Consider the following 21,994-nt stretch of genomic DNA (forward strand, 5'->3'; position numbering starts at 1 on the left):
CGTCCCCGAGGAGGACCCCGTGACCACCCTCGCCACCACCCCCGTGCACGCGGGCCTGCGCGCCGCCGTCACCGACCACGCGGTCATGGCCGGCCGGAGCCTGCGGCTGACCCGCCGGAACGTCGACACCCTGGTGATGGCCGTCGTGCTGCCGGTGCTGCAGATGGCCCTGTTCGTCTACGTCTTCGGCGGCGCCATCAGCGGCCGGGCCGCCTACGTCGACTACGTCGTGCCGGGCATCGTCCTGCTGTGCGCCGGCTACGGCGCGGCGACCACCGCGGTGGCGGTCGCCGCCGACGCCACCAGCGGCATGGTCGACCGCCTCCGGTCCATGCCGGTGCGCAGCTCGGCGGTGCTCAGCGGACACGTCGTCGCCAGCGTGGCGCGCAACGCCGTCTCCACCGCCGTGGTGGTCCTCGCCGCGGTGCTGATGGGGTTCCGCCCCGACGCGACGGCCGTCGAGTGGGTCGCCGCCGCAGGCGTCGTGCTGCTGTACGTGCTGGCGCTGTCGTGGCTGGCGGCGTTCCTCGGCGTGCTGGCGTCCGGCGTCGAGTCGGCGGGCGCGATGAGCTTCGTCATGCTCTTCGTGCCCTACCTGAGCAGCGCCTTCGTGCCGCCGGAGACGCTGCCGGCCGGGCTGCGCGCGGTGGCCGAGCACCAGCCGATCACGCCGGTCATCGAGACGGTGCGCGGGCTGCTCACCGGGACCCCGATCGGCTCCGGCGCCTGGCAGGCCGCGGTGTGGAGCGTGGGCCTGCTGCTCGTGGCCGCGGCGGCCGCCGTCCGCGTCCACCGTCGGCACCCCTGACCGGGGCCGGCTCCTCGTTGCCGTGGTTCTTGTCGTTGGGTTGTTGTTCGCACGTTTGTTCGGGATAACGGGTTGGCCGGTGACGTCATGACCGGGTTCGTGATGGCCGGCCGGTGGAGCCCCGCCGGGCCCGCGAGGACGAGCGGGCACACGAGGAGATGGTGGCGCGGGAGCTCGCCGCGCTCGAGCGCACGTCCGCCTGAGCAGGCCGGGTGGGCCGGGGGCGTCCCTCCGGCCCACCCGGGTCACGGCCGGCGACGGTCGCGCCAGGACCGGCCGGCCAGCCACCACTGCAGGCGGCGGGTGATCCAGGGCAGCAACAGGTAGGTCATCAGCGGCGTGAGGGTGAGGGTCACCACCGCCACCCGCAGGGCCACGGGCAGGTCGGCCAGCCAGACGCCCAGCGTCACCGTGGCCAGCAGGTTGAGCGGGTAGAAGACCAGCCAGATCGTCGTCGCCTGCTTCCACCGCGGCGGCGCCGCCGGGCCCGCCGGGGTGACCACCTCGGTCGCGGCCGGCTGGTCGAACCAGCCCTCGATCCCGGTGCGCCGCTCGGTGCGGGTCACCTCCGCCAGGCCCTCGGCCGAGCGCAGCCACCAGGCCCGCTCCGCCGAGGCCTCCCACGCCTCGAGCGCCCGCTGGTCGGTGAACCGGCAGAGCATGTGCCACTCGTCGGAGCCGCCGCGCGGGCGCACCCACCCGGCGCCGAGGAAGCCGGGGAACGACTCGGCCATCGTCAGGCCGGCGCGGATCCAGGCGGTCATCTCGCGGGTGTGCGCGGGGTCGGCGCGCCGGGTGAAGGAGACCGTGACCGGCAGCTCCCGGGCGTCGACGGCGGGCGTCGTCGTCACGCCGTCCAGGATGAGCAGGCCACCCGGCTCGCCGCAGCCGCGGGGAGCGTGATCTCTTCCGCTCTCGCTGCCCCCTTCCCCCGGACGTCACCAGCGGCCCGATCCGCTGAAAGTTGGGGATAACGGGCGACACGGCGTCCGACGGCACGTCCGGGCGGCTCCCAGGCGCGTGCGGTTGACTCGGCGCGATGGACGTCGTCGAGCGCCTGTGGACCCGGGCCACCGCCGAGGCCCCGCTGCCGCCGGGCGTCGTCGCCGGCGCCGCCGCCGTCGCCCTGCTCGTGGTGGCCACCCCCGCGCTCTGGCGCCCGGCCCGCACGGTGGTGACCATCGCCCACGAGGGGGCCCACGGCCTCGCCGCACTCGCCGCGGGACGCCGGCTGTCGGGGATCCGGCTGCACTCGGACACCTCCGGCCTGACGGTCTCCCGGGGCCGCCCGACCGGGCCCGGGATGGTCCTCACCTGCGCGGCCGGCTACCCCGGACCCGCGCTGTTCGGGCTGGGCGCGGCGGCGCTGCTGGCCACCGGGCACGCCGCCGGGGTGCTGTGGGCGGTGCTCGCCCTGCTCGCGCTCCTGCTGCTGCAGATCCGCAACTTCTACGGCCTGTGGGCGGTGCTGGTCACCGGCGCGCTGGTCGCCGGGGGAACCGCCTGGCTCCCGCCGGCCGGGCAGGCCGCGTTCGCCGCCACGGTCACCTGGTTCCTGCTGCTCGCCGCCCCGCGGACGGCGCTCGAGCTCCAGCGGGCCCGCCGCCGGCGCGCGGCACCGGACTCCGACGCCGACCAGCTCGCCCGGCTCACCGGCCTGCCGGCGCTCGGCTGGGTCGGGCTGTTCCTGCTGCTCGACGCCGGCGCGCTGGTCCTCGCCGCGTCCTGGCTGCTGCTCCCCTGAGCGCGGCACCGCCCTTCCCGCACGCCAGGCCCGCGGCCACCAGCGCGATGCCGGCCCAGACCCCGGCTGCCGGCGGCGGGCCGCCCAGCGCGACGCCGGCCACGGCCGCCGCCACCGGCGCGAGGCCGGTGAGCAGGCCGGCCCGCCCGGGCCCCAGCCGGCCCACGGTGGCGTACCAGAGCACGAACGCGGCGGCGGTGACCGCCAGGGCCAGGTAGGCGACGGCGAGCAGGTCGCCGGCGTCCAGGCGCAGCGCCGCGCCCCCTCCCTCGGTGGTGACCCCGAGGACGGCGAAGCCGGCGGCGGCCAGCCAGGTGGCGTGCACCGAGACGCCCCACGCCCCGTGCCGGCCCAGCACGGGGACGGCGAGCAGGGTGAACGCCGCCTCGCCGAGCAGGACCACGAGCGCCCACAGCAGCCCGGTGCCGTCGGTGCGCCCGAGGCCCTGCACCGCCACGGCGCCCGCGGTGACCACGGCCGCCGCCAGCAGCAGCCGCGGCGCAGGCCGCTGCCCCTGCAGCAGCGGGCCGGCGGTGGCGAGCAGCAGCGGCACGCCGGCCACGGCGACGCCCAGGACGGCGGGCTCGGCGTGCGCGGCGCCCTCCACCAGGGCCACGTTGAACAGCACCAGCCCGGCGCCGGCCACCCCGGCGAGCCAGCCCCACTCGGCGCCGCGGGGGCGGTGCACCGGCCGTCCGCCGGCCCGCGCCAGCAGCACCAGGACGGCGCAGGCGGCGGCGTAGCGCAGCGCCTGTGCCGTCGCGTCCGCGTCGCCGGGGAGCAGGCCGGAGACGGCGACGCTCCCGCCGACGAAGGCCATCGCGAGGGCTCCGGGCAGCGCGGCCCGGAGCCCGGGAGGCGGCGCGGCACGGTGGACGGGGGTGTCGGGTCCGGCGGTCACGGTGCGACCCTGACCGGCGAGCGGACCGGTGGACAGGTCCGATGAGGAGCAGATGGAGTGGACCGATCCGCGGGAGCCGACTTCCTGCAGCTGCGCCGCGACGAGGCGCCGCCGCAGGGCCTGACCACCTGGCTGGTGGAGCGGGTGCGCGCGGCGGTGGCCGACGGCCGCCTGGCGCCCGGGGCGGCGCTGCCCCCGACCCGGGTACTGGCCCGCGACCTCGGCGCCTCGCGGGGTGTCGTCGTCGAGGCGTGGCGCCGGCTGGCCGACGAGGGGCTGGTGGTGGCCCGCACCGGCGCGGGCACGGTGGTCGCCGGCCCCGGGGTGGCCGCCCCCGCCGCGCGCCCGGCACCGCCGGTGGCGGCGGGCCCCCTCCCGCCGGCCGACGTCCCCCGGCTCCCCGCACCGGCGCCCGAGGGCGTCGACCTCGACCTGTCCCCCGGCGTGCCCGACCTCGCGGCGTTCCCGCGGTCGGGGTGGCTGCGGGCCGAGCGGGCGGTGCTGGCCGGCGCGAGCGACGCCGACCTCGGCTACGGCGACCCGCGCGGCCACCCGAGGCTGCGGGCGGTGCTCGCGGCGTGGCTGGCGCGCACCCGCGGGTTGCGCGCCGACGCCGACGCCCTGGTGGTCGTGGCGGGGGTGGCCCAGACGCTGGCGCTGCTCGGGCCGCTGCTGGGCGCTGCCGGCGCCGGCACCGCGGTCGCCGTCGAGGACCCCGGCTCGCGCGGGGCACGGGAGGCGCTGGCGTACCGGGGCGTGCCGACCGTCGCGGTCCCGGTCGACGGCGAGGGCCTGGTGGCCGGCGCGCTCGCCGCCACGGACGCCGGGGCGGTGCTGCTCACCCCGGCGCACCAGTTCCCCACCGGTGTCGTCCTCTCCCCCGCCCGCCGCCGCGCGGTGCTGGCCTGGGCGCGGGACACCGGTGGGCTGGTGGTGGAGGACGACTACGACGCCGAGCACCGGTACGACCGGCCGCCGGTGGCCGCGCTGCAGTCCGCCGCGCCCGGGTCGGTGCTGCACACCGGCAGCGTCTCCAAGAGCCTGGCGCCCGGCCTGCGGCTGGGGTGGGCGGTGCCGCCGCCGCACCTGCACGCCGAGCTGGTCGCCGCCCGCCACGCCGCAGACCTCGGCGGCGCGGTGCTGCCCCAGCTGGTGCTGGCCGAGCTGCTGGCCTCCGGCGCGCACGACCGGCACCTGCGGCGGGTGCGCACCCGCCAGCGGGCCCGCCGCGACGCCGTCGTCGCCGCCGTGCGCGCGCACCTGCCCGGCGCCCGGGTCGAGGGGGTGGCGGCCGGCCTGCACCTGCTGCTCACCTTCCCCGGGCTGCCGGGGCTCGACGACACCGTGCTGGCCCGGCGGGCGCGGGAGGCGGGGGTGCTGGTGCACCCCCTGTCCTGGCACCGGGTGCGCCCCGGCCCGGCCGGGCTGGTGCTCGGCTACGCCGCCTCCCCACCCGGCCGGCTGCAGGAGGCGGTCGCCCGCCTCGCCCGGGTGGTGGGCTGAACCGGGACGACGCCGTGGACGGCCCCTCCGCGGGGTCCCGCGCCGAGCCTGCGAGGCGTGGGGGGCAGAGGGGTCCTTCCGCTAGTCGCGCCGGCCGTTGCCGCGGCGGCGCGGCGCGGCGCCCGGGGGCTGGCTCACCGGCTCCACCTGCGGCGCCGGCGGGTTGTCCAGGGTCAGCTCCGTCTCGTCGACGGTGACCCGGCGGCCGTGGTGGTGCACGTCGAGCGGCTCGCCGTCGAGCAGCCGGTAGGTGGTCCGCTCCTTCTCGATGCCCACCTCCACGGTGCGCCCCTGGTAGGCGAGCCGGAACCGCAGGAGGGTGATCCGCGAGGGCAGCCGCGGGGCGAACAGCAGCCGGCCGTCGTGGTCGCGCATGCCGCCGAACCCGGCGACGGCGACGGTCCACCCGCCGGCCAGCGAGGCGATGTGCAGCCCGTGGCCGGCGTTGCCGTGCAGGTTCTGCAGGTCGGTGAGCGCGGCCTCGCCCCAGTAGTCGTAGGCGAGCTCGAGGTGCCCGGTCTCGGCGGCGACGACGGCCTGCTGCGCCGCCGACAGCGAGGAGTCCCGCACCGTGCGGGCCTCGTAGTAGGCGAAGTCGGCGACCTTCTCCTCGTGGGTGAAGGCGTCGCCGCGCAGGTGCAGCGCCATCACCAGGTCGGCCTGCTTGACCACCTGCTTGCGGTAGATTTCGAAGTACGGGTAGTGCAGCAGCAGCGGGTAGTGCGACGGCGGGGTGGCCGCGAAGTCCCACTCCTCGTGGTGGGTGAACGCCTCCGACTGCATGTGCACGCCGAGCCGGGAGTCCCACGGCACCCGCATGAGCCGCGCGGCGCGGTGCCAGTACGCGACCTCCTCCTCGGTGACCTGCAGCCGCCCGGCGACGTCGGGCTGCCGCTCGACCGCCCGCGCCGCCTCGCGCAGGTTCCGCTGCGCCATGAGGTTCGTGTAGACGTTGTTGTCGACCACCGCCGTGTACTCGTCGGGGCCGGTCACCCCGTCGATGCGGAAGCCGTCCTCGGCGTCGAAGTGCCCGAGCGAGGCCCACAGCCGGGCGGTCTCGATGAGCAGCTCGGTGCCGAAGTCGCGGTCGAACTCGTCGTCGCCGGTGGCGTGCCAGTAGCGGACGACGGCGTCGGCGATGTCGGCGTTGATGTGGAAGGCCGCCGTGCCCGCCGGCCAGTAGCCGCTGGTCTCCTCGCCGCGGATGGTCCGCCACGGGAACGCCGCGCCCTGGCGGCCGAGCTCGCGGGCGCGCGAGCGGGCCAGGTCGAGCGTGGAGTGCCGCCAGCGCAGCGCGTCGCGCACCGCGTCGGGCGCGATGTAGGTGAGCACGGGCAGCACGTAGGTCTCGGTGTCCCAGAAGGTGTGCCCGTCGTAGCCCGGGCCGGTGAGCCCCTTGGCCGGGATCGGCTGGCGCTCGGCGCGCAGCGAGGCCTGCAGCACGTGGAAGACCCCGACCCGCACGGCCTGCTGCAGCTCGTCGTCGCCCTCGATCTCGACGTCGGCCAGCGCCCAGTGCGCGTCCAGGACCTCCTTCTGCTCGCGCATGAGCCGCTCGAAGCCCGCGAGCTTCGCCGTCGCCAGGGCCCCCTCCACCTGGTCGCGCAGCGCCGCGGCCGAGCGGCGGGAGCTCCACCCGTAGGCGAGGTACTTGACCAGCTTCAGGGAGGAGCCCTGCGGCAGGCGGGCGGCGAGGGTGAAGCGGGCGAGGTCCTCGCCGGCCTCCATGTCCTCGGTGGCGCTGTCGGGCACGTCGACGACGTGGTCCATGCCGGCGGCCATGAGCAGCCTGCTGCGGCGGGTGCGGTGCACCAGCACCGCGCGCTGGCCCCGGCCGACGGCGAGCTCGTTGACCAGCGGGCGGCGCAGCGCGGCGGCGGCGCGGGGGTCGTCGCTCTCGCTGCCGCTGTCGACCGGCTCGTTGGCCAGCAGGTCCGACTGCAGCGCCACGTAGAGGTCGCCGCGGTTGTCGGTGCACTCCACCGAGTACTCGATCGCGGCGATCGAGCGGCGGCGCAGCGACACCAGCCGGGTGCTGGTCACCTTCACCGTGCGGCCGTTGGGCGAGCGCCACTCGGTGACCCGCCGCAGCACCCCGCGGCGCAGGTCGAGGGTGCGCCGGTGCTCGACGATCTCGCCGTAGTCGAGGTCGAGGGGGGTGTCGCCGACCAGCAGCCGCACCAGCTTGCCGTCGGTGACGTTGACGACCGTCTGCCCCTGCTCGGGGAACCCGTAGCCGGCCTCGGCGTAGGGCAGCGGCCGCTCCTCGAAGAAGCCGTTGAGGTAGGTGCCCGGGACGACGATCGGCTCGCCCTCCTCGAACGAGCCGCGCATGCCGATGTGCCCGTTGGCCAGGGCGAACACCGACTCGTGCACGCCCAGGGAGGCGTGGTCCATGCCGATCTCGGTGAGCGCCCACGGCTCGACCGGGAAGTCCGGCCGGCCCTCGGTCACCGGGGTCCCCCGAGCAGCTGGTCGAGCTCGGTGACCACGACGTCGGCGCCGTTCTCGCGCAGCGCGTCGGCCTGTCCCACCCGGTCCACGCCGACGACCAGGCCGAAGGCGCCCGCCCGGCCGGCCGCGACCCCGGCCAGCGCGTCCTCGAAGACGGCGGCCTCGCCCGGCTCCACGCCGAGCGCGCGGGCGCCGGCGAGGAAGGTGTCGGGCGCGGGCTTGCCGCGCAGCCCCTCCCGCGCGGTGACCACGCCGTCGACGCGGGCGTCGATGAGGTCGGCGAACCCGCCGGCGGCGATCACCTGCTCGCCGTTGGCCGAGGCGGTGACGACGGCGGTGGCCAGGCCCGCCTCCTTCACCGCGCGCAGGTAGGTCATCGACGCCGGGTAGACCTCGACGCCGTGCTCGGCCAGCTCGGCGAGCAGCAGCTCGTTCTTGCGGCTGCCGATGCCGTGCACGGTCCGCGCGTCGGGTGGGTCGTCCGGCGTGCCCTCGGGCAGCGTGATGCCGCGGCTGGCGAGGAAGTCGCGGACGCCGTCGGCCCGGGGCTTGCCGTCGACGTAGCGGTTGTAGTCGAGCTGGGTGAACTCGACCGCCCGCGGGTCGGTGGCGCGCAGGTACTCGTCGAAGGTGCGCTTCCAGGCGGCCATGTGGACCGTCGCCGTCCGGGTGAGGACGCCGTCCATGTCGAAGAGGCAGGCGCGGATGCGGTCCGGGAGTCCGAGCACGCGACGACGCTACCCACGGCAGCGGCGGACCGGCGCGTCGAGATCACCGCCGCCGTCCCCCGTCCGGTGGTCGCAGCGCGCACCGGACCGCGGCTGCCTAGGGTCGGCCCGGGGCGGCCGACGGCGCGCCTCACCAGCCCGAGCGCCCGAGGAGAGGACCGCCATGGCCGACCGGCCCGTCCCGCCGAACCCGTACGACTTCCTGCCGCCCGTGCCGTCGTTCACGGTGACGAGCACCGACCTCACCGACGGCGAGGTCATGCCGATGCCGCACGTCAGCGGTGTCCTGGGCGCCGGCGGCGAGGACCGCTCGCCGCAGCTGTCGTGGTCGGGCGCCCCCGAGGGGACCAAGGGCTACGCCGTCACCGTCTACGACCCCGACGCCCCCACCGTGAGCGGCTTCTGGCACTGGGTCGTCACGGGCGTCCCCGCCTCGGTCACCGAGCTGCCCGCGGGCGCCGGCGACCGGTCGGGGTCGGGCCTGCCCGAGGGCGCCCGCCAGCTGCGCAACGACGCCGGCTTCCCCGGCTACGTCGGCGCCGCACCCCCCGCCGGGCACGGCCCGCACCGCTACTTCGTCGTGGTGCACGCCCTCGACACCGAGGACATGGGCGTGCCGGCCGACGCCAGCCCCGCCTTCCACGGCTTCAACCTCTTCGGGCACACCCTCGCCCGGGCGACGCTGGTGGTCACCTACACGCAGGAGTAGCCGCGGAGGACGCGGAACGACACCGTCCCGGCCGGCGCGTGCGCCGGGGCCCGGCGCCGGGTACCCCCGGTGCATGAGCGCTCAAGCAGTGGCGCCACCCCGCGCCGGCCGGCCGGCGCACGCCCGGCCGGGCGCGGCGGCCGTCCTGCTGCTGCTCCTCGGCTGCCTCCTGGGGGTGCCGGGGCGGGCGGTGGCCGGGCCGCCGGCGGCCGAGGTCGTCCCGGCGGTCGCCGGCGCGTGGAAAGTGCCGGGCACGCTGGCGGTCGCGCTGACCGCGCGGTCCGAGCCGACGGCGGGACTGACCCGGCGGGCCCTGGACGCCGGCGACGCCCGGATCGGCCGGCGCACCGCCGACAACGGCGCGGCCGCGACCCGCCCCTTCCCCACCGCCTCGATGGTCAAGCTGTTCCTCGCCGAGGACCTGCTGCACCGCGCCCGGGCCGGCACCGTCGCGCTCGACGGCCGCGACTGGCGGCTGCTGCAGGCGATGATCCGCAGCTCCGACGACCCCGCCGCCTCCGAGCTGTGGGTGCGCTTCGACGGCCCGCGGATGGTCCGCGACGTCGCCGCCCGCTACGGGCTGACCGGCACCGCGCCCCCGGCCGACCCGTCGCAGTGGGGCGAGACGACGACCAACGCCCGCGACCTCGCCCGGTTCCTCGCCGAGCTCCCGCGGGTGGCCGCCCCCGCCGACGCCGCCACCCTGCTCGCCTGGATGCGCACCGCGACGCCGCTGGCCGCCGACGGCTTCGACCAGCGCTTCGGCGCCTTCGGCACCCTGCCCGGCATGCCGGCGGTCAAGCAGGGCTGGATGTGCTGCGTGGGCGGCAACCGGCACCTGCACTCGGTGGCGGTGGCCGGCGACCGGGTGGTGGTGCTGCTCAGCGAGGTGCCGCGCTCGGTGTCCTACGACCAGGCCCGCGCCGCGCTGTCGGCCGCGGCGGCCGCCCTCCCGCCGCCGCGCACCTGAGCCGCACCCGAGCCGCACCCGGGGCGCCCTGCCGCGGCTCAGGCCGGCGGGCGGGCCGCGACGCCGGTGGCGCCGAGCCAGGCGAAGCCGACCCGCTCGTAGACCCGCGCGACGTCGTCGTCCCCCGCGGTGAGGAACACCAGCTCGGCGGTCTCCCGGGCCTGCGCGACCAGCGCGGAGGCGAGCGCGGCCCCCACGCCCCGGCCGCGGCGGCGCGGGGAGCTGGCCACCCCGACGATCTCGGTGATCTCGGCGCCGTCGACGTCGACCGGCGAGTGCGACCCCACGCCCACCGGCTGCCCGTCCTCCAGCGCCACCATCACCACGGTGCGGCCGGTGGCCACCCGCTCGCGCAGCACCTCCGCGCGCGCGGCCGAGGGGCCCTCGAGGTCGTCGGGGTGCGCGTCGTCGGCGTGCGGGGCGAAGCCGGTCTCCAGCAGGTGCCAGTAGTGCGGCAGGGCCGGGTCCTCCGACCCCACGAGGTACAGCCGCACCCCGGCGGGCAGCAGCAGCTCCACCGGGTCGTCGACCACCAGCAGGGGGAACTCCGACACCACCAGGCCGGCCTCGCGGGCGGCGGCCCCCAGCGACGGCGTCCGCTGCGTCACCCACTCGACGGCGGCCGGCAGCCCGGCCTCCTCCTGCAGCTCGACGGCGGCGCGCACGTCGGCGGCGGTCACCCGGTCGGCGCCGGGGCGCGGACGGGCCGGGTAGGGCCAGGCCGCCGAGCCCAGCGGCACGTCGAGCCCGCCGACCGGGACGACCCGCGTGTCGGGCAGCGGCGCGGCGGCGGCGTACCGCTCGACGCAGTCGAGCAGCCCTCGGCGGGTCGGCACACCGGCACCCTAGACGCGGCCGTCCCCGCCGGCCCCCGGCGGACCCCGGGACCGGGCCCGGTGCCCCCGCCCGGGTGACCCGCCGGGGAGGGCGCCGGGACCCGGGCGGCACGATGGGCGGCGTGACGGCAGGGACCCGGCCCCAGATCTCGCCCTACGCGGCGTTCGACCGCGACGCGTGGCGCGCCCTCGCCGGCTCCGGCACCCTCCCGCTCGACGAGGCCGACCTACGCGCGCTGCGCAGCCTCGGCGACCGCATCGACCTCGACGAGGTCGCCACCGTCTACCTGCCGCTGGCCGAGCTGCTGCGCCTGCACGTCACCGCTAGCCAGCGGCTGTGGGCCGCGCAGAGCCGCTTCCTCGGCGACACCACGGCCAAGGTCCCCTACGTCATCGCCGTCGCCGGCAGCGTCGCCGTCGGCAAGTCCACCACCGCCCGGCTGCTGCAGACCCTGCTCGCCGCCGGACCGGACTCCCCCCGAGTGGACCTGGTCACCACCGACGGGTTCCTGTGGCCCAACGCCGTCCTCGAGCAGCGCGGGCTCATGTCGCGCAAGGGCTTCCCGGAGAGCTACGACCGGCGGGCGCTCATCCGCTTCCTCGCCGACCTCAAGTCCGGACGCGGCGAGGTGAGCGCCCCGGTGTACAGCCACCAGTCCTACGACGTGCTGCCCGGCCAGCGGCAGGTGGTCGACCGCCCCGACATCCTCGTGCTCGAGGGCCTCAACGTGCTGCAGGCGGGCCGCCGCGACGACGGCCGGGTGCCCGAGGTGTTCCTCTCGGACTTCTTCGACTTCTCCGTCTACGTCGACGCCGGCGAGTCCGACATCCAGCAGTGGTACGTCGAGCGCTTCCTCGCCCTGCGGCGCACCGCCTTCGCCGACACCTCCGCCTACTTCCACCGCTACGCCGACCTGAGCGACGACGACGCCCGCGCCACCGCGCTGTCGATCTGGGCGGCGGTGAACGGGCCGAACCTGCGGCAGAACATCGCCCCCACCCGGTCGCGGGCGCGGCTGGTGCTGCAGAAGTCCGCTGACCACTCGGTGCGCCGGATCCTGCTCCGCAAGCTCTGACCCCTCCCCCTCGTCGCTGTCCCCCTTCCCCGTCGGTTGCGCGGCTGAGTTGGGGATAACGGCTGGACGGGCGGAACGGCGCGGCGTGCCGGCATGGCGAGGTGTGACGACCCGGGCGGGTGACGTCGTGAGTTCCGTCACCTGACGGGCGGGGAGTCCGGGCGCACACTCGGAGACGTCCGGTCACCGGACGACCACGAACCGTCACACCGCCGCCGTCCGCGGCGGACAGACCGGGAGCCTCCGATGTGCGTACACCCCACCCCCTGCCCCGACGCGAGCAGCGACGCCCGTGACCTCGCGGCCGTCGTGCGCAGCCACCCCGAGCAGGGCTGGAACCTGCTGTGCAACGGCGTCGTCCTCTTCGACGACGACGGCGAGCTGCTGCCCGACGGCCGCGCCGTGGCCGACCACCACCAGTGGCGGACGGCGGGCCTCGTCAGCGCCTAGCCGCTCCCCCGGGCCGGCGCGGGAGGTCAGTCGAACGCCGCGCCGGCCGCGTCGGTCAGCAGGGCGGTGAACGCCGCCGGGTCGGGGTCGGCCGCGTCCGGCGCCGCCGACTGCGCCAGCAGCAGCGACCGCGTGCCGTCGAGGACGACGCCGACGAGCACGCTGCGCGGGTCCCGGCCCTCGGCGTCGACCGTCACCCGGACGGCCGCGCTCTGCTCCCCCAGCGCGGGCGCGTCGAGCGCCGTCACCTCCGCCGTCGCGCTCCAGCCCCACGGCCCGCTGGTGGTCACCGACGCGCAGTCGGCCAGCAGCTGGTCCAGGGGCAGCTGCAGGTCCGCCAGCGCCGGGGACTCCCCGACCGCCTCCACCGTCTGCGTCGAGGGCGTCCGGGCGACCTGGGCGGCCACGCTCAGGGAGTCCTCCAGCCCCTCGAGGTCGGGCAGCGCGTCGAGGGCGGCGGCGCACTCCGGGGGCTCCACGGTCACCGCGTCGGACCACTCGTCCCAGCGGTCGTGGTCGCCGTCCCCGTCCCCGTCGTGGTCGTGCCAGTGGCCGCCCCAGCCCCAGCCACCCCAGCCCCAGCCGCCGCCGGCGCTGCCGAGCTGCTCGGTGGTGACGGTGACGACGGTGGCGTCGGGGCCGAACGCCTCGGCCGGGAGCAGCCGGTCGCGCAGGTCCCCGCCGCCGGCCGGCTCCTCGGCCGGGTCGGGCGCCGGGCCCGAGGGGGACGGCGGCGGGGGCGCCGTCGTCGAGGGGGACGGCGTCGGGGCCGGCGTGGTCGCGGACGTCGTCGGCTCCTCGGTGGCCGCGGCAGGCGCCAGCGGGCCGGGGTCCTGCGCGCCGACGCCGGCGCAGCCCGCCGTCAGCAGGGCGCCCGCGGCCAGCGCCGCTCCCGCCGTCCGGACCCGCCGCCTGCTGCTCGACCGCGACACTCCCATGGCCCCGATGGTCCTCCGGGCAGTGATCCGCGTCACCGGCCACAGGTCGGAACCGGACCGCTCCTCTGGTCGTTGCCGGACGGTCCGCCGTCGCTCCCTCCCGGAGGTCCCCGTGCCGACCACCTCGCTCACCCTCCCCCCGGCCGCCGTCCAGGCCGACCGGCTGGTCTCCCTCGGCCTGCACGAGCGGGCCGGGCTCGCGGCCGCGGAGCTGCGGTCCGCGGCCGGGGCGGCCGGCGACGACGGGCTGCTGGTGCTCGACCCGGCGCTCGTGCCGCCGTCGGCGCTGGTGCCGTTCGTCCGGTGGCAGGACCGGCCGGCGTTCGTCGTCGTCGACATGACCGACCTCGACGACTTCGCACCCGTCCCGGGCGCCGAACCACCGCCGGGCCGGGCCTACCTGCTGTGCGGCCCCGACCGCGGCGACGAGTACCTGAACGCGACGCCGGACGAGGCGCTACCGCGGATCCGGGCGGCCGGCCGCGTCCCGCTGACGCTGGCCGAGGGGCTCACCTGGCTGCTGCAGTGCCCGGAGGTGCTGGAGCGCAACGCCTGCACGATGACCGTCGGCTCGCGGCTGTGGCGGGCGAACGGGTCGCTGGACGCGCGCACCCCGGCGCTGTGGATCAGCAACGGCACCGGACGCGACGGCCGGGAGCGCCGCAACGCGCCCAAGGTCGGCTGGTGCTGGGCAGGGAACCGGCACACCTGGCTCGGCATCGCCTCGGCGTCCGGCCGGCTCCCGTTGTCCTGACCGCGCGAGATCTGCACACTCGGGGCGGTCCAGGGGCGGATACCCCCGAGTGTGCAGATCTCGCGGGACGTCTCGCGGGACGTCAGGCGGAGGCCCCCACCACGTCGGCGGTGGTGCCGAGGTCGTCGGGGGCGCCCTCGCCGCGGCCGGGGACGTGGGTCTGCGGCGCGTGCGCGGGCTCCGGCTCGGCGAAGGCCTCCGGCGGCGGGCAGGAGCACACCAGGTTGCGGTCGCCGAAGGCCTGGTCGATCCGGCGCACCGGCGACAGGTAGCCGCGGGTGGTCAGCGAGGACACCGGGAACACCGCCGCCGACCGCGGGTAGGGCCGCTCCCACTCGCCGGCGAGCATCTTGAGCGTGTGCGGGGCGTTGCGCAGCGGGTTGTCCTCGCGGTCGTACTCGCCCGACGCGACCTTCTCGATCTCGCCGCGGATCGCCACCATCGCCTCGACGAACCGGTCGAGCTCGTCCCTGTCCTCGCTCTCGGTCGGCTCGACCATCAGCGTGCCGGCCACCGGGAAGCTCATCGTCGGGGCGTGGAACCCGAAGTCGACGAGCCGCTTGGCGATGTCGTCGTTGGTGATGCCGGTGGCCCGGGTGAGCGGCCGGATGTCGAGGATGCACTCGTGGGCGACCAGCCCGTGCTCCCCCGCGTAGAGCACCGGGAAGTGCTCGCGCAGCCGGGCGGCGAGGTAGTTGGCACCCAGCACCGCGTGCTCGGTGGCCCGCTGCAGCCCGTCGGGGCCCATGAGCCGCAGGTAGGCCCAGGAGATCGGCAGGATGCCGGCCGAGCCGAACGGCGCCCCCGACACCGCCGGGCCCTGCCCGCCGGTGTCGACCAGCGGGTGCCCCGGCAGGAACGGCACCAGGTGCTCGCGGACGCCGATCGGGCCCACGCCGGGGCCGCCGCCGCCGTGCGGGATGCAGAACGTCTTGTGGAGGTTGAGGTGGCTGACGTCGGAGCCGAACCGGCCCGGCCGCGCCAGCCCCACCATCGCGTTGAGGTTCGCGCCGTCGACGTAGACCTGACCGCCGGCGTCGTGCACCGCGGCGCAGATCTCGCGGATCTCGGTCTCGAACACCCCGTGCGTCGACGGGTAGGTGATCATGATCGCCGCGAGCCGCTCGGCGTGCTGGTCGATCTTGGCGCGCAGGTCGGCGACGTCGACGTTGCCGGCCTCGTCGCAGGCCACCACGACCACCCGCATGCCGGCCATGACGGCGCTGGCGGCGTTCGTGCCGTGCGCCGAGCTCGGGATGAGGCAGACGTCGCGGTGCGACTCGCCGCGGGAGGCGTGGTAACCGCGGATGGCCAGCAGCCCGGCGAACTCGCCCTGCGAGCCGGCGTTGGGCTGCACGCTCACCGCGGCGTAGCCGGTGATCTCGGCGAGCCAGGTGCACAGCTCGTCGATCAGCTGCCGGTAGCCGCGGGCCCGGTCGGCTGGGGCGAAGGGGTGCAGCCCGGCGAACTCCGGCCAGGTGATGGCGGCCATCTCGACCGCGGAGTTGAGCTTCATGGTGCACGAGCCCAGCGGGATCATCGTGCGGTCCAGCGCCAGGTCCTTGTCCGACAGCGAGCGCAGGTAGCGCATCATCGCCGTCTCCGAGCGGTGCGCGGAGAAGACCGGGTGGGTGAGGAACGGGGTGCGCCGGCGCAGCTCGTCGGGCAGCGCGTCGGGGCCGTCGTCGTCGAGCGCGGCATGCACGTCGACGAGGTCCACCGCCACCCCGAAGGCGTCGGCGACCAGCCGCAGCACGGCCGGGGTCGTCGTCTCGTCGCAGGCGACCGCGACGGTGTCGGCGTCGACCAGCCGCAGGTCCACGTCCCGTTCGGCGGCCGCGGCGACCACCTCGGCCGCCCGCCCGGGGACGCGGGCCTGCACGGTGTCGAAGAACGAGTCGTGCACGACCTCGACGCCGCCGGCGCGCAGCCACCCGGCCAGCGCCAGGGCGCTGCGGTGCACGCGGGCGGCGATCGCGGTGAGCCCCTCGGGACCGTGGTAGACGGCGTAGGCGCCGGCCATCACGGCGAGCAGCACCTGGGCGGTGCAGATGTTGCTGGTCGCCTTCTCGCGGCGGATGTGCTGCTCGCGGGTCTGCAGGGCCAGCCGGTAGGCGACGTCGCCGTCGGCGTCGACCGAGACGCCGACCAGCCGGCCCGGCAGCTGGCGGGCCAGGCCCTCGCGGACCGACAGGTAGCCGGCGTGCGGGCCGCCGTAGCCGAGGGGGACGCCGAAGCGCTGGGTGCTGCCGCAGGCGACGTCGGCGCCCCACTCGCCGGGTGCCTCGAGCAGGGTGAGGGCCAGGACGTCGGCGGCGACGACGACCGACGCACCGGCGGCGTGCGCGGCCTCGGCGAGGGCGCGGTGGTCGCGGACGGCGCCGCTCGCGCCGGGGTAGGACAGCAGCACGCCGAACGCGCCGGCCTCGGGCAGGTCGGTGGGCCAGCCGCCGCTCAGGTCGGCGACGTGCAGGGGGATGCCCAGCGGCTCGGCGCGGGTGTGCAGCACCGCGAGGGTCTGCGGCAGCGTGTCGGCGTCGACGACGAACACCGCGCCGGGCCTGGCCCGCCCGGCCCGGCGGACCAGCGTCATGGCCTCGGCGGCAGCGGTCGCCTCGTCGAGCATGGAGGCGCCGGCGACGGGCAGGCCGGTGAGGTCGGCGACCATCGTCTGGAAGTTCAGCAGGGCCTCGAGCCGGCCCTGGCTGATCTCGGGCTGGTAGGGCGTGTAGGCGGTGTACCAGGCGGGGTTCTCGAGGACGTTCCGCTGGATGACCGCCGGGGTGACGGTGCCGGAGTAGCCGAGGCCGATCATCGGGACGGTCACCCGGTTGGCCGCCGCCCGCTCGCGCAGCTCGGCGAGGACGGCGGCCTCGTCGGCGGCGGCGGGGAGGCTCAGCGCGTCGCGGTCGCGGACGGCCTCGGGCACGGTCGCGTCGACCAGCGACTGCAGCGAGTCGTACCCGACCACCTCGAGCATCGCGGCGGTCTCGTCGGCCCGTGGGCCGATGTGACGGGCCGCGAACGAGCCCGCGGGGCTCAGCGACCGGAGTGACGGGAGGGGGCCAGCGACAGCGTCCGCCATTGTCACGACGCTACCAGCGGCTCCCCGGCACCCGTCCCGGCCCGGACGGGACGCATGTCGCATGCCGGATGCGCCCGCCCCGCCGAGCGGGGGCCCGGAGGGTCCCCCGAGGAGGGACGGGACGCAGGACGGGGACGCCGGAACGTGAGCCGCCCTGCGGGGGTGACTCGACGAGCGGGGCCCGGAGGGTCCCCCGAGGAGCGGTCGCGGACGGGCTCCGGGCACCCGGGGCACGGCACGTGGCCGCGGTGCGGTCCGGCAGGACCGCGATGTCAGCGCGGTGCGGGTCCGGAGGACCGCGCGGGACTACGCGGGCTGGGCGCGACGCCGGCGACGCATCGCCAGCTCGTCGTCGGCGGCCACCAGCGGGGCGCCGTCGAGCCGCTCGGCCGGGAGCTCGGCGAGCTCGCCCGACAGCTCGCGCAGCGCGCCGGACACGGCGATGCCGAACACGCCCTGCCCGCCGGCGAGCAGGTCGACGACCTCCTCGGCCGAGGTGCACTCGTAGACCGTGGCCCCGTCGCTGAACAGCGTGACGTTGGCGAGGTCCTTGATGCCGCGGTTGCGCAGGTGGTCGACGGCCTTGCGGATGTTCTGCAGCGACACCCCGGTGTCGAGCAGCCGCTTGACCACCTTCAGCACCAGGATGTCCCGGAACGAGTACAGCCGCTGCGTCCCCGAGCCGGTCGCACTGCGGACCGACGGGGCGACCAGGCCGGTACGGGCCCAGTAGTCCAGCTGGCGGTAGGTGATCCCGGCGGCGGCACACGCCGTCGGGCCGCGGTACCCGACGAGGTCGGTGTCGACCTCGTCGTAGTCCGTCGCCCCCACGGCGGCGTCGCTGAAGAGCTGACCCTGGGAGCCCTCGCTCTGGTCGCTCACGACAGCGGTCCTCCTTCGCGTGCCGTCGCGGGCGCGACGGCCACTCCGGTCCGATCCGCTTCCCCTCGGATCACACCGGTGTCGTCCGCGACCGTAAGCCGGGCCACCAGGGCGGTCAACTGACGGGAGCGGCGTGTCGCCGCACTCACCCCGGTCGGGGGGTATCGGCAGCTCCGTGCGGCTGCTGTAGCCGGCGCGTGCCGGGTGGGGCTCGTGTGACGGACGAGGCGGACGGGGTCCCACCCGTCCCGCGGGCTCAGGCCGAGCCGGAGCCGGCGCCGAAGTCCTCCGGCGAGATCTGGTCGAGGAACTCGCGGAACTTCTCGACCTCGTCCTCCTGCTCGTCGGGGATCTCGATCCCCACCTCGTCGAGCAGGTCCTCGGCCCCGTAGATGGGCGCGCCGGTGCGGACGGCGAGGGCGACCGCGTCCGACGGGCGGGCGCTGACGACCCGGTCGTCGCCGAAGACGAGCTCGGCGATGTAGATGCCGTCGCGCATCTCGGTGATGTTCACGGCCTCCAGGGTGGCGCCGAGCGTGCGGACGACCTCGCGGAGCAGGTCGTGGGTCATCGGCCGTGCCGGGCGGACACCCTGCTGCTCGAACGCGATCGCGGCGGCCTCGACGGCGCCGATCCAGATGGGCAGGTAACGCTCGCCCTGCGTCTCCTTGAGCAGCAGGATCGGCTGGTTGCCGGGCAGCTCGACCCGGACCCCGACGACTCTGAGTTCCTGCACGGTGGGGCTCCCTCAGCTGCGGCGGTACGGGTGGTCACCGGTGCGGCACGGACGGCGGGCCTCCCGGGCCTGTCCACCGTACGCCGGACTCAGGGGCGCAGGAGACCCCGGAGGCGTGCCTCCAGCAGCCCCCGGTGCAGCTGCACCGACAGCGCCGAGAGCTCCGCCAGCTTCTCCGCCGCGCGGTCCCGCGCGCCCTCCGCGCGCGACCGCAGCACCGGCGCGAGCAGCTGCTCGACGAGGTCGGCCTCGCGCTCTGCGGCGGTGCGGAAGAAGCGCAGGTGCCGGGCCTCGATGCCGTGCCGGGCCAGGCCCGCGGCGGCGCGCGCGACCGGCAGGTCGGCCGCCGGGTGGCGGCCGTCGGCGTCGGGGACCAGCAGGCCGTACTGGACGCAGTCGGCCAGCTGGCCGGGGTCCAGGCCGGCCGCGGCGGCGAACTCCGCGGCGTCCATGGGGCCCGACGCGGCGCCGCCGGTCGGCATCCCGGTCGGCATCCCCGCCGGCTCCCCCGTCCGCGGCCCCGCGGGCGCGGCCGCCACCTCCGGGGCGGCCGGCGGCGGGCTGCCGGCACCGGGTGCCGGCAGCCCGCGGTCGAGCGCCTCGAGGTGCTCCTTGATGACCTTGAGCGGCAGGTAGTGGTCCCGCTGGGCGGTGAGCACGTACCGCAGCCGCTCGACGTCGGCCCGGGAGAACTTCCGGTACCCCGAGGCGGTGCGCTCCGGGGACACCAGGCCCTCCGCCTCGAGGAACCGGATCTTGCTGATGGTGACGTCGGGGAAGTCGTCGCGCAGCGCGGTCAGCACCGCCCCGATGGCCAGGCGCGGCGTGCGCGCGTCGGCGCCGTCCCCGGACGCACCGGCGGGCGCTCCGGGCACGCGGGTCAGCGGGCCGCGGGCTCGCCGGTGCGCGGGCCGGTGAGGTAGACGAGGCGGAACTTGCCGATCTGCACCTCGTCACCCCCGGCCAGGGTCGCGACGTCGACCGGCTCGCGGTTGACGTAGGTGCCGTTGAGGCTGCCGACGTCGTGCACCGAGAAGCCGCCGCCCTCGCGGTGGAACTCCACGTGCCGGCGGCTGACGGTCACGTCGTCGAGGAAGATGTCGCTGTCGGGGTGCCGGCCGGCGGTGGTGACGTCCTGGTCGAGCAGGAACCGGCTGCCGGCGTTGGGGCCGCGCTTGACGACCAACAGGGCCGACCCGGCGGGCAGCGACTCGACGGCGCCGGCGTGGGCGTCCGCGGCGGGCTCGCTCACCTCGGGCACGTCGGTGGTGTCCTCGCCGCCGACCTTCGGGATCACGCTGGTCGACTCGCCCACGCGCTCCTGGGAGAGGGCGGCGCCGCACTGCGCGCAGAAGCGACTGCCCTCGGGGTTGTCGTGGCCACAGCGAGTGCAGTGCACGTCTGTTCTCCTCCGGTGCAGGGGGCACCGCCGCGAGCGAGTCCGCGGGCGGCCGGCGGACGACGGTCCGGTCGGTGCCGTCGTGGGTCGGCTGCCGTGCGGCGCACGGCGGGCCGTTGGTCATGGAACCAGCGGTCGGACCGAGGGTCAACCGGACGTCGGGGCGACGTCACACCTGTCCCAGCGGCCCGGCCGAGGGCCGGTTCCCGGGGGCAGCATAGTGATCGTCCCGGGGGGGCCGGCCTCGGCGGGGGCGGTCAGGACGCGTCGACCAGGGCCTGGTAGGCGGCCGCGTCGAGCAGGCCGGCGGTCGCCTCGGCGGCGTCGCCGGACACGGTGATCTCGACCAGCCAGCCGTCCCCGTAGGGGTCGGCGTTGATGGTCTCGGGCGCGTCGCCGAGCGCCTCGTTGACCGCGGAGACGGTGCCCGGGACCGGCGAGTAGACGTCGGAGACCGACTTGGTCGACTCCACCTCGCCGATCGGGTTGCCGGGGCCGACCTCCTCCCCCACCTCGGGCAGCTGGACGAACACGATGTCGCCGAGCGCGTCCTGGGCGTGGTCGGTGATGCCCACGCGGACGACGCTGCCGTCCTGGACCAGCGCCCACTCGTGCTGGTCGGTGTAGCGGCGGTCGTCCGGGGTGGTCGTCATGCGGCAAGTCTCCAGGGGGTCGCTCGGCCTGCCTGCAGGGGCCCGCCGCGAGCCTGCGAGCGGTGGGAGGCAGGGAGGTCCTTCATCAGTCGCCGGGGTCCGGCTGAGCGTATTGAGGCTCGTCGAGCGGCCGCAACGCGTCCACCACGACCCGGTCGCGCTGCTCGATGTCGACGCTGCCGCCCTGCCGGCCGACCCGGTCGACGACGCCGCCGGGGATGCTCATCGCCGTCCGCAGGTCCTGCGCGGAGCCGATCACGACGACCTCGTAGGGGGCCTCCACGGGCCGCCCGTCGACGCGCAGGGCGCCCGGGGTGCCGGTGACGGCGGTGGACACGCCGATCCGGACGCCGTCGATCTGCATGGTCTCCGCGCCGGCGCCGCGCAGCTCCTGGACCGCGTCGAGCAGGTCCGCGACGCGCACCTGGCTCTCGGGGTCGCGGATGGTGATCACCAGCCCGGGGCCCTCGGCGGCGACGGTGCCGTTGAGGATGGCGAGCGCGTCGGCGCGGGAGGTGGCGTCCTCGAGCGCGGCGGCGGCCTGGCTGTCGCTGTCGGACAGCTCGCGCAGGGCGGCGCGCTGGTCGGCGATCTGGGCGCGCAGCCGCTCCTCCTGCGCGTCGAGGTCGTCGAGGATGCCGATGAGGTCCTCTTCGCGCACGCCCTCGAGCGCCTCGCCGGTGTCGGTGCTGCGCACCTGCACGGCGATGGCGAAGCCGAGCAGCACGGTGAGGACGGCGATGAGGGAGGCGGCGACCAGTGATTGCCGCCGTCGCCGGGGCGGGGCCGCCGGTGCCGCGGTGGGCTCCTCAGCAGGCTCCGGGGTGGACTCCGGGGACGGGTGCGCCACCGCCTCCTCCTCCGCCGCGCCGGCGGGCCGCTCCGTCGTCCCGTCGCGGGCGTCGTCCGGCGGTGGCCCCACGGGCTCCACCGCCGTCTCCTCCGGCACGGTCTCCTCCGGCACCGCGCCCTCCGGCACCGCGCCCTCCGGCACCGCGCCCTCCGGCTCGCGCTCGGGACGCCCGTCGCCGGTCATGCCCGGAACAGGTGCCGGCGGATGGCCGCGGCGTTGCCGAAGATGCGGATGCCGAGCACCACGACGACGGCCGTGGACAGCTGCGCGCCGACGCCGAGCTGGTCGCCCAGGAAGACGATCAGCCCGGCGACGACGACGTTGGACACGAACGAGATCACGAAGACCTTCGCGTCGAAGACGCCGTCGAGCCGGGCGCGGGCGCCGCCGAACACCGCGTCGAGCGCCGCGACGACGGCGATCGGCAGGTAGGGCTGCAGCCACAGCGGGACGGTCGGGTCGAGGACGAGGCCGAGCGCGATGCCGACGGCCAGGCCGATCACGGGGATCACGGC

22 protein-coding genes are annotated in these 21,994 nt (G+C 76.4%); 8 read left to right on the top strand and 14 right to left on the bottom strand.

Annotation, left to right across the window (positions count from 1 at the left end; translation table 11 throughout):
- Positions 1–19: 19 nt before the first annotated feature.
- The gene (locus tag ACI79X_RS14965; protein WP_457026203.1) at positions 20–808 is read left to right on the top strand and encodes an ABC transporter permease; all 789 of its coding nucleotides are present in this window, start codon (positions 20–22) and stop codon (positions 806–808) included.
- Between the two features lie 245 nt (positions 809–1,053).
- On the opposite strand, the gene ACI79X_RS14970 is transcribed toward ACI79X_RS14965, so the two are convergent.
- Entirely contained in the window at positions 1,054–1,659 is a 606-nt protein-coding gene (locus ACI79X_RS14970) for an antibiotic biosynthesis monooxygenase (RefSeq protein WP_457026204.1), read from the bottom strand.
- Positions 1,660–1,847: 188 nt separating this feature from the next.
- On the opposite strand from ACI79X_RS14970, the gene ACI79X_RS14975 reads away from it, so the two are divergent.
- Positions 1,848–2,552, top strand: a complete 705-nt coding sequence (locus ACI79X_RS14975) for a M50 family metallopeptidase (protein ID WP_457026205.1) — start codon at positions 1,848–1,850, stop codon at positions 2,550–2,552.
- Here ACI79X_RS14975 and ACI79X_RS14980 read toward each other — a convergent pair.
- The gene (locus tag ACI79X_RS14980) at positions 2,458–3,453 is read right to left on the bottom strand and encodes an EamA family transporter (protein WP_457026206.1); all 996 of its coding nucleotides are present in this window, start codon (positions 3,451–3,453) and stop codon (positions 2,458–2,460) included. The genes ACI79X_RS14975 and ACI79X_RS14980 overlap by 95 nt on opposite strands.
- Before the next feature lie 57 nt (positions 3,454–3,510).
- On the opposite strand from ACI79X_RS14980, the gene pdxR reads away from it, so the two are divergent.
- Positions 3,511–4,956, top strand: a complete 1,446-nt coding sequence (gene pdxR / locus ACI79X_RS14985) for a MocR-like pyridoxine biosynthesis transcription factor PdxR (RefSeq protein ID WP_457026207.1) — start codon at positions 3,511–3,513, stop codon at positions 4,954–4,956.
- An 81-nt stretch (positions 4,957–5,037) separates the two neighbouring features.
- Here pdxR and ACI79X_RS14990 read toward each other — a convergent pair whose 3' ends face one another.
- Both ACI79X_RS14990 and ACI79X_RS14995 read right to left on the bottom strand, forming a co-directional pair.
- Positions 5,038–7,410, bottom strand: coding sequence for a glycoside hydrolase family 65 protein (locus ACI79X_RS14990; protein WP_457026208.1), 2,373 nt, complete (start codon positions 7,408–7,410; stop codon positions 5,038–5,040).
- Positions 7,407–8,138 carry a beta-phosphoglucomutase family hydrolase gene (locus ACI79X_RS14995; RefSeq protein ID WP_457026209.1) on the bottom strand — a complete coding sequence of 244 codons (732 nt, stop codon included), beginning with the start codon at positions 8,136–8,138 and terminating at the stop codon, positions 7,407–7,409. The genes ACI79X_RS14990 and ACI79X_RS14995 overlap by 4 nt, the downstream gene beginning before the upstream one ends.
- A 163-nt stretch (positions 8,139–8,301) precedes the next feature.
- Here ACI79X_RS14995 and ACI79X_RS15000 point away from each other — a divergent pair, with 163 nt between their 5' ends.
- Both ACI79X_RS15000 and ACI79X_RS15005 read left to right on the top strand, forming a co-directional pair.
- Positions 8,302–8,847, top strand: a complete 546-nt coding sequence (locus ACI79X_RS15000) for a YbhB/YbcL family Raf kinase inhibitor-like protein (protein ID WP_457026210.1) — start codon at positions 8,302–8,304, stop codon at positions 8,845–8,847.
- A 73-nt stretch (positions 8,848–8,920) separates the two neighbouring features.
- Positions 8,921–9,817, top strand: coding sequence for a serine hydrolase (locus ACI79X_RS15005; protein ID WP_457026211.1), 897 nt, complete (start codon positions 8,921–8,923; stop codon positions 9,815–9,817).
- Between the two features lie 38 nt (positions 9,818–9,855).
- On the opposite strand, the gene ACI79X_RS15010 is transcribed toward ACI79X_RS15005, so the two are convergent.
- The gene (locus tag ACI79X_RS15010) at positions 9,856–10,653 is read right to left on the bottom strand and encodes a GNAT family N-acetyltransferase (RefSeq protein ID WP_457026212.1); all 798 of its coding nucleotides are present in this window, start codon (positions 10,651–10,653) and stop codon (positions 9,856–9,858) included.
- A 113-nt stretch (positions 10,654–10,766) separates the two neighbouring features.
- Between ACI79X_RS15010 and coaA the strand changes: the two genes are divergently transcribed.
- Together coaA and ACI79X_RS15020 are read left to right on the top strand one after the other, a co-directional pair.
- Positions 10,767–11,729: a type I pantothenate kinase gene (gene coaA / locus ACI79X_RS15015; RefSeq protein ID WP_457026213.1), complete on the top strand. Its 963-nt coding sequence runs from the start codon at positions 10,767–10,769 to the stop codon at positions 11,727–11,729.
- Positions 11,730–11,975: 246 nt separating this feature from the next.
- The gene (locus ACI79X_RS15020) at positions 11,976–12,179 is read left to right on the top strand and encodes a DUF5999 family protein (RefSeq protein ID WP_457026214.1); all 204 of its coding nucleotides are present in this window, start codon (positions 11,976–11,978) and stop codon (positions 12,177–12,179) included.
- A gap of 26 nt (positions 12,180–12,205) precedes the next feature.
- Here the strand turns inward: ACI79X_RS15020 and ACI79X_RS15025 are convergent, their stop codons facing one another.
- A complete protein-coding gene (locus ACI79X_RS15025) occupies positions 12,206–13,117 on the bottom strand; it encodes a hypothetical protein (RefSeq protein WP_457026215.1) in 912 nt (303 codons plus the stop codon).
- Positions 13,118–13,229: 112 nt separating this feature from the next.
- Here ACI79X_RS15025 and ACI79X_RS15030 point away from each other — a divergent pair, with 112 nt between their 5' ends.
- Positions 13,230–13,871, top strand: a complete 642-nt coding sequence (locus tag ACI79X_RS15030) for a DUF5701 family protein (RefSeq protein ID WP_457026216.1) — start codon at positions 13,230–13,232, stop codon at positions 13,869–13,871.
- 82 nt (positions 13,872–13,953) lie between these two features.
- Here ACI79X_RS15030 and gcvP read toward each other — a convergent pair whose 3' ends face one another.
- The 8 genes from gcvP to ACI79X_RS15070 form a co-directional block, all read right to left on the bottom strand.
- Entirely contained in the window at positions 13,954–16,956 is a 3,003-nt protein-coding gene (gene gcvP, locus ACI79X_RS15035; RefSeq protein WP_457026217.1) for an aminomethyl-transferring glycine dehydrogenase, read from the bottom strand.
- A 306-nt stretch (positions 16,957–17,262) separates the two neighbouring features.
- Positions 17,263–17,838: a MerR family transcriptional regulator gene (locus ACI79X_RS15040; RefSeq protein ID WP_457026218.1), complete on the bottom strand. Its 576-nt coding sequence runs from the start codon at positions 17,836–17,838 to the stop codon at positions 17,263–17,265.
- Positions 17,839–18,094: 256 nt separating this feature from the next.
- Complete coding sequence (locus ACI79X_RS15045) at positions 18,095–18,574, bottom strand: bifunctional nuclease family protein (protein ID WP_073419798.1); 480 nt, start codon at positions 18,572–18,574, stop codon at positions 18,095–18,097.
- 89 nt (positions 18,575–18,663) lie between these two features.
- The gene (ftsR, locus tag ACI79X_RS15050; protein ID WP_457026219.1) at positions 18,664–19,449 is read right to left on the bottom strand and encodes a transcriptional regulator FtsR; all 786 of its coding nucleotides are present in this window, start codon (positions 19,447–19,449) and stop codon (positions 18,664–18,666) included.
- Between the two features lie 5 nt (positions 19,450–19,454).
- On the bottom strand, positions 19,455–19,973 hold the full coding sequence (gene odhI, locus ACI79X_RS15055; RefSeq protein ID WP_175562821.1) for an oxoglutarate dehydrogenase inhibitor Odhl: 519 nt from the start codon (positions 19,971–19,973) through the stop codon (positions 19,455–19,457).
- A 257-nt stretch (positions 19,974–20,230) separates the two neighbouring features.
- Positions 20,231–20,626, bottom strand: coding sequence for a glycine cleavage system protein GcvH (gene gcvH, locus ACI79X_RS15060; RefSeq protein ID WP_457026220.1), 396 nt, complete (start codon positions 20,624–20,626; stop codon positions 20,231–20,233).
- 85 nt (positions 20,627–20,711) lie between these two features.
- Positions 20,712–21,662 carry a DUF881 domain-containing protein gene (locus tag ACI79X_RS15065; protein WP_457026221.1) on the bottom strand — a complete coding sequence of 317 codons (951 nt, stop codon included), beginning with the start codon at positions 21,660–21,662 and terminating at the stop codon, positions 20,712–20,714.
- Complete coding sequence (locus ACI79X_RS15070; RefSeq protein WP_073419795.1) at positions 21,659–21,991, bottom strand: small basic family protein; 333 nt, start codon at positions 21,989–21,991, stop codon at positions 21,659–21,661. The genes ACI79X_RS15065 and ACI79X_RS15070 overlap by 4 nt, the downstream gene beginning before the upstream one ends.
- Between the last annotated feature and the right edge of the window lie 3 nt (positions 21,992–21,994).

This window comes from Geodermatophilus sp. SYSU D01119, from assembly GCF_054049975.1.

What these genes read in the sequence shown, in the direction of transcription:
- ACI79X_RS14975 (WP_457026205.1), top strand. Translation starts at nt 1,848, where the DNA reads ATGGACGTCGTCGAGCGCCTGTGGACCCGGGCCACCGCCGAGGCCCCG.
- ACI79X_RS15000 (WP_457026210.1), top strand. Translation starts at nt 8,302, where the DNA reads ATGGCCGACCGGCCCGTCCCGCCGAACCCGTACGACTTCCTGCCGCCC.
- ACI79X_RS15005 (WP_457026211.1), top strand. Translation starts at nt 8,921, where the DNA reads ATGAGCGCTCAAGCAGTGGCGCCACCCCGCGCCGGCCGGCCGGCGCAC.
- coaA (WP_457026213.1), top strand. Translation starts at nt 10,767, where the DNA reads ATGGGCGGCGTGACGGCAGGGACCCGGCCCCAGATCTCGCCCTACGCG.
- ACI79X_RS15020 (WP_457026214.1), top strand. Translation starts at nt 11,976, where the DNA reads ATGTGCGTACACCCCACCCCCTGCCCCGACGCGAGCAGCGACGCCCGT.
- ACI79X_RS15025 (WP_457026215.1), bottom strand. Translation starts at nt 13,117, where the DNA reads ATGGGAGTGTCGCGGTCGAGCAGCAGGCGGCGGGTCCGGACGGCGGGA.
- gcvP (WP_457026217.1), bottom strand. Translation starts at nt 16,956, where the DNA reads ATGGCGGACGCTGTCGCTGGCCCCCTCCCGTCACTCCGGTCGCTGAGC.
- gcvH (WP_457026220.1), bottom strand. Translation starts at nt 20,626, where the DNA reads ATGACGACCACCCCGGACGACCGCCGCTACACCGACCAGCACGAGTGG.
- ACI79X_RS15065 (WP_457026221.1), bottom strand. Translation starts at nt 21,662, where the DNA reads ATGACCGGCGACGGGCGTCCCGAGCGCGAGCCGGAGGGCGCGGTGCCG.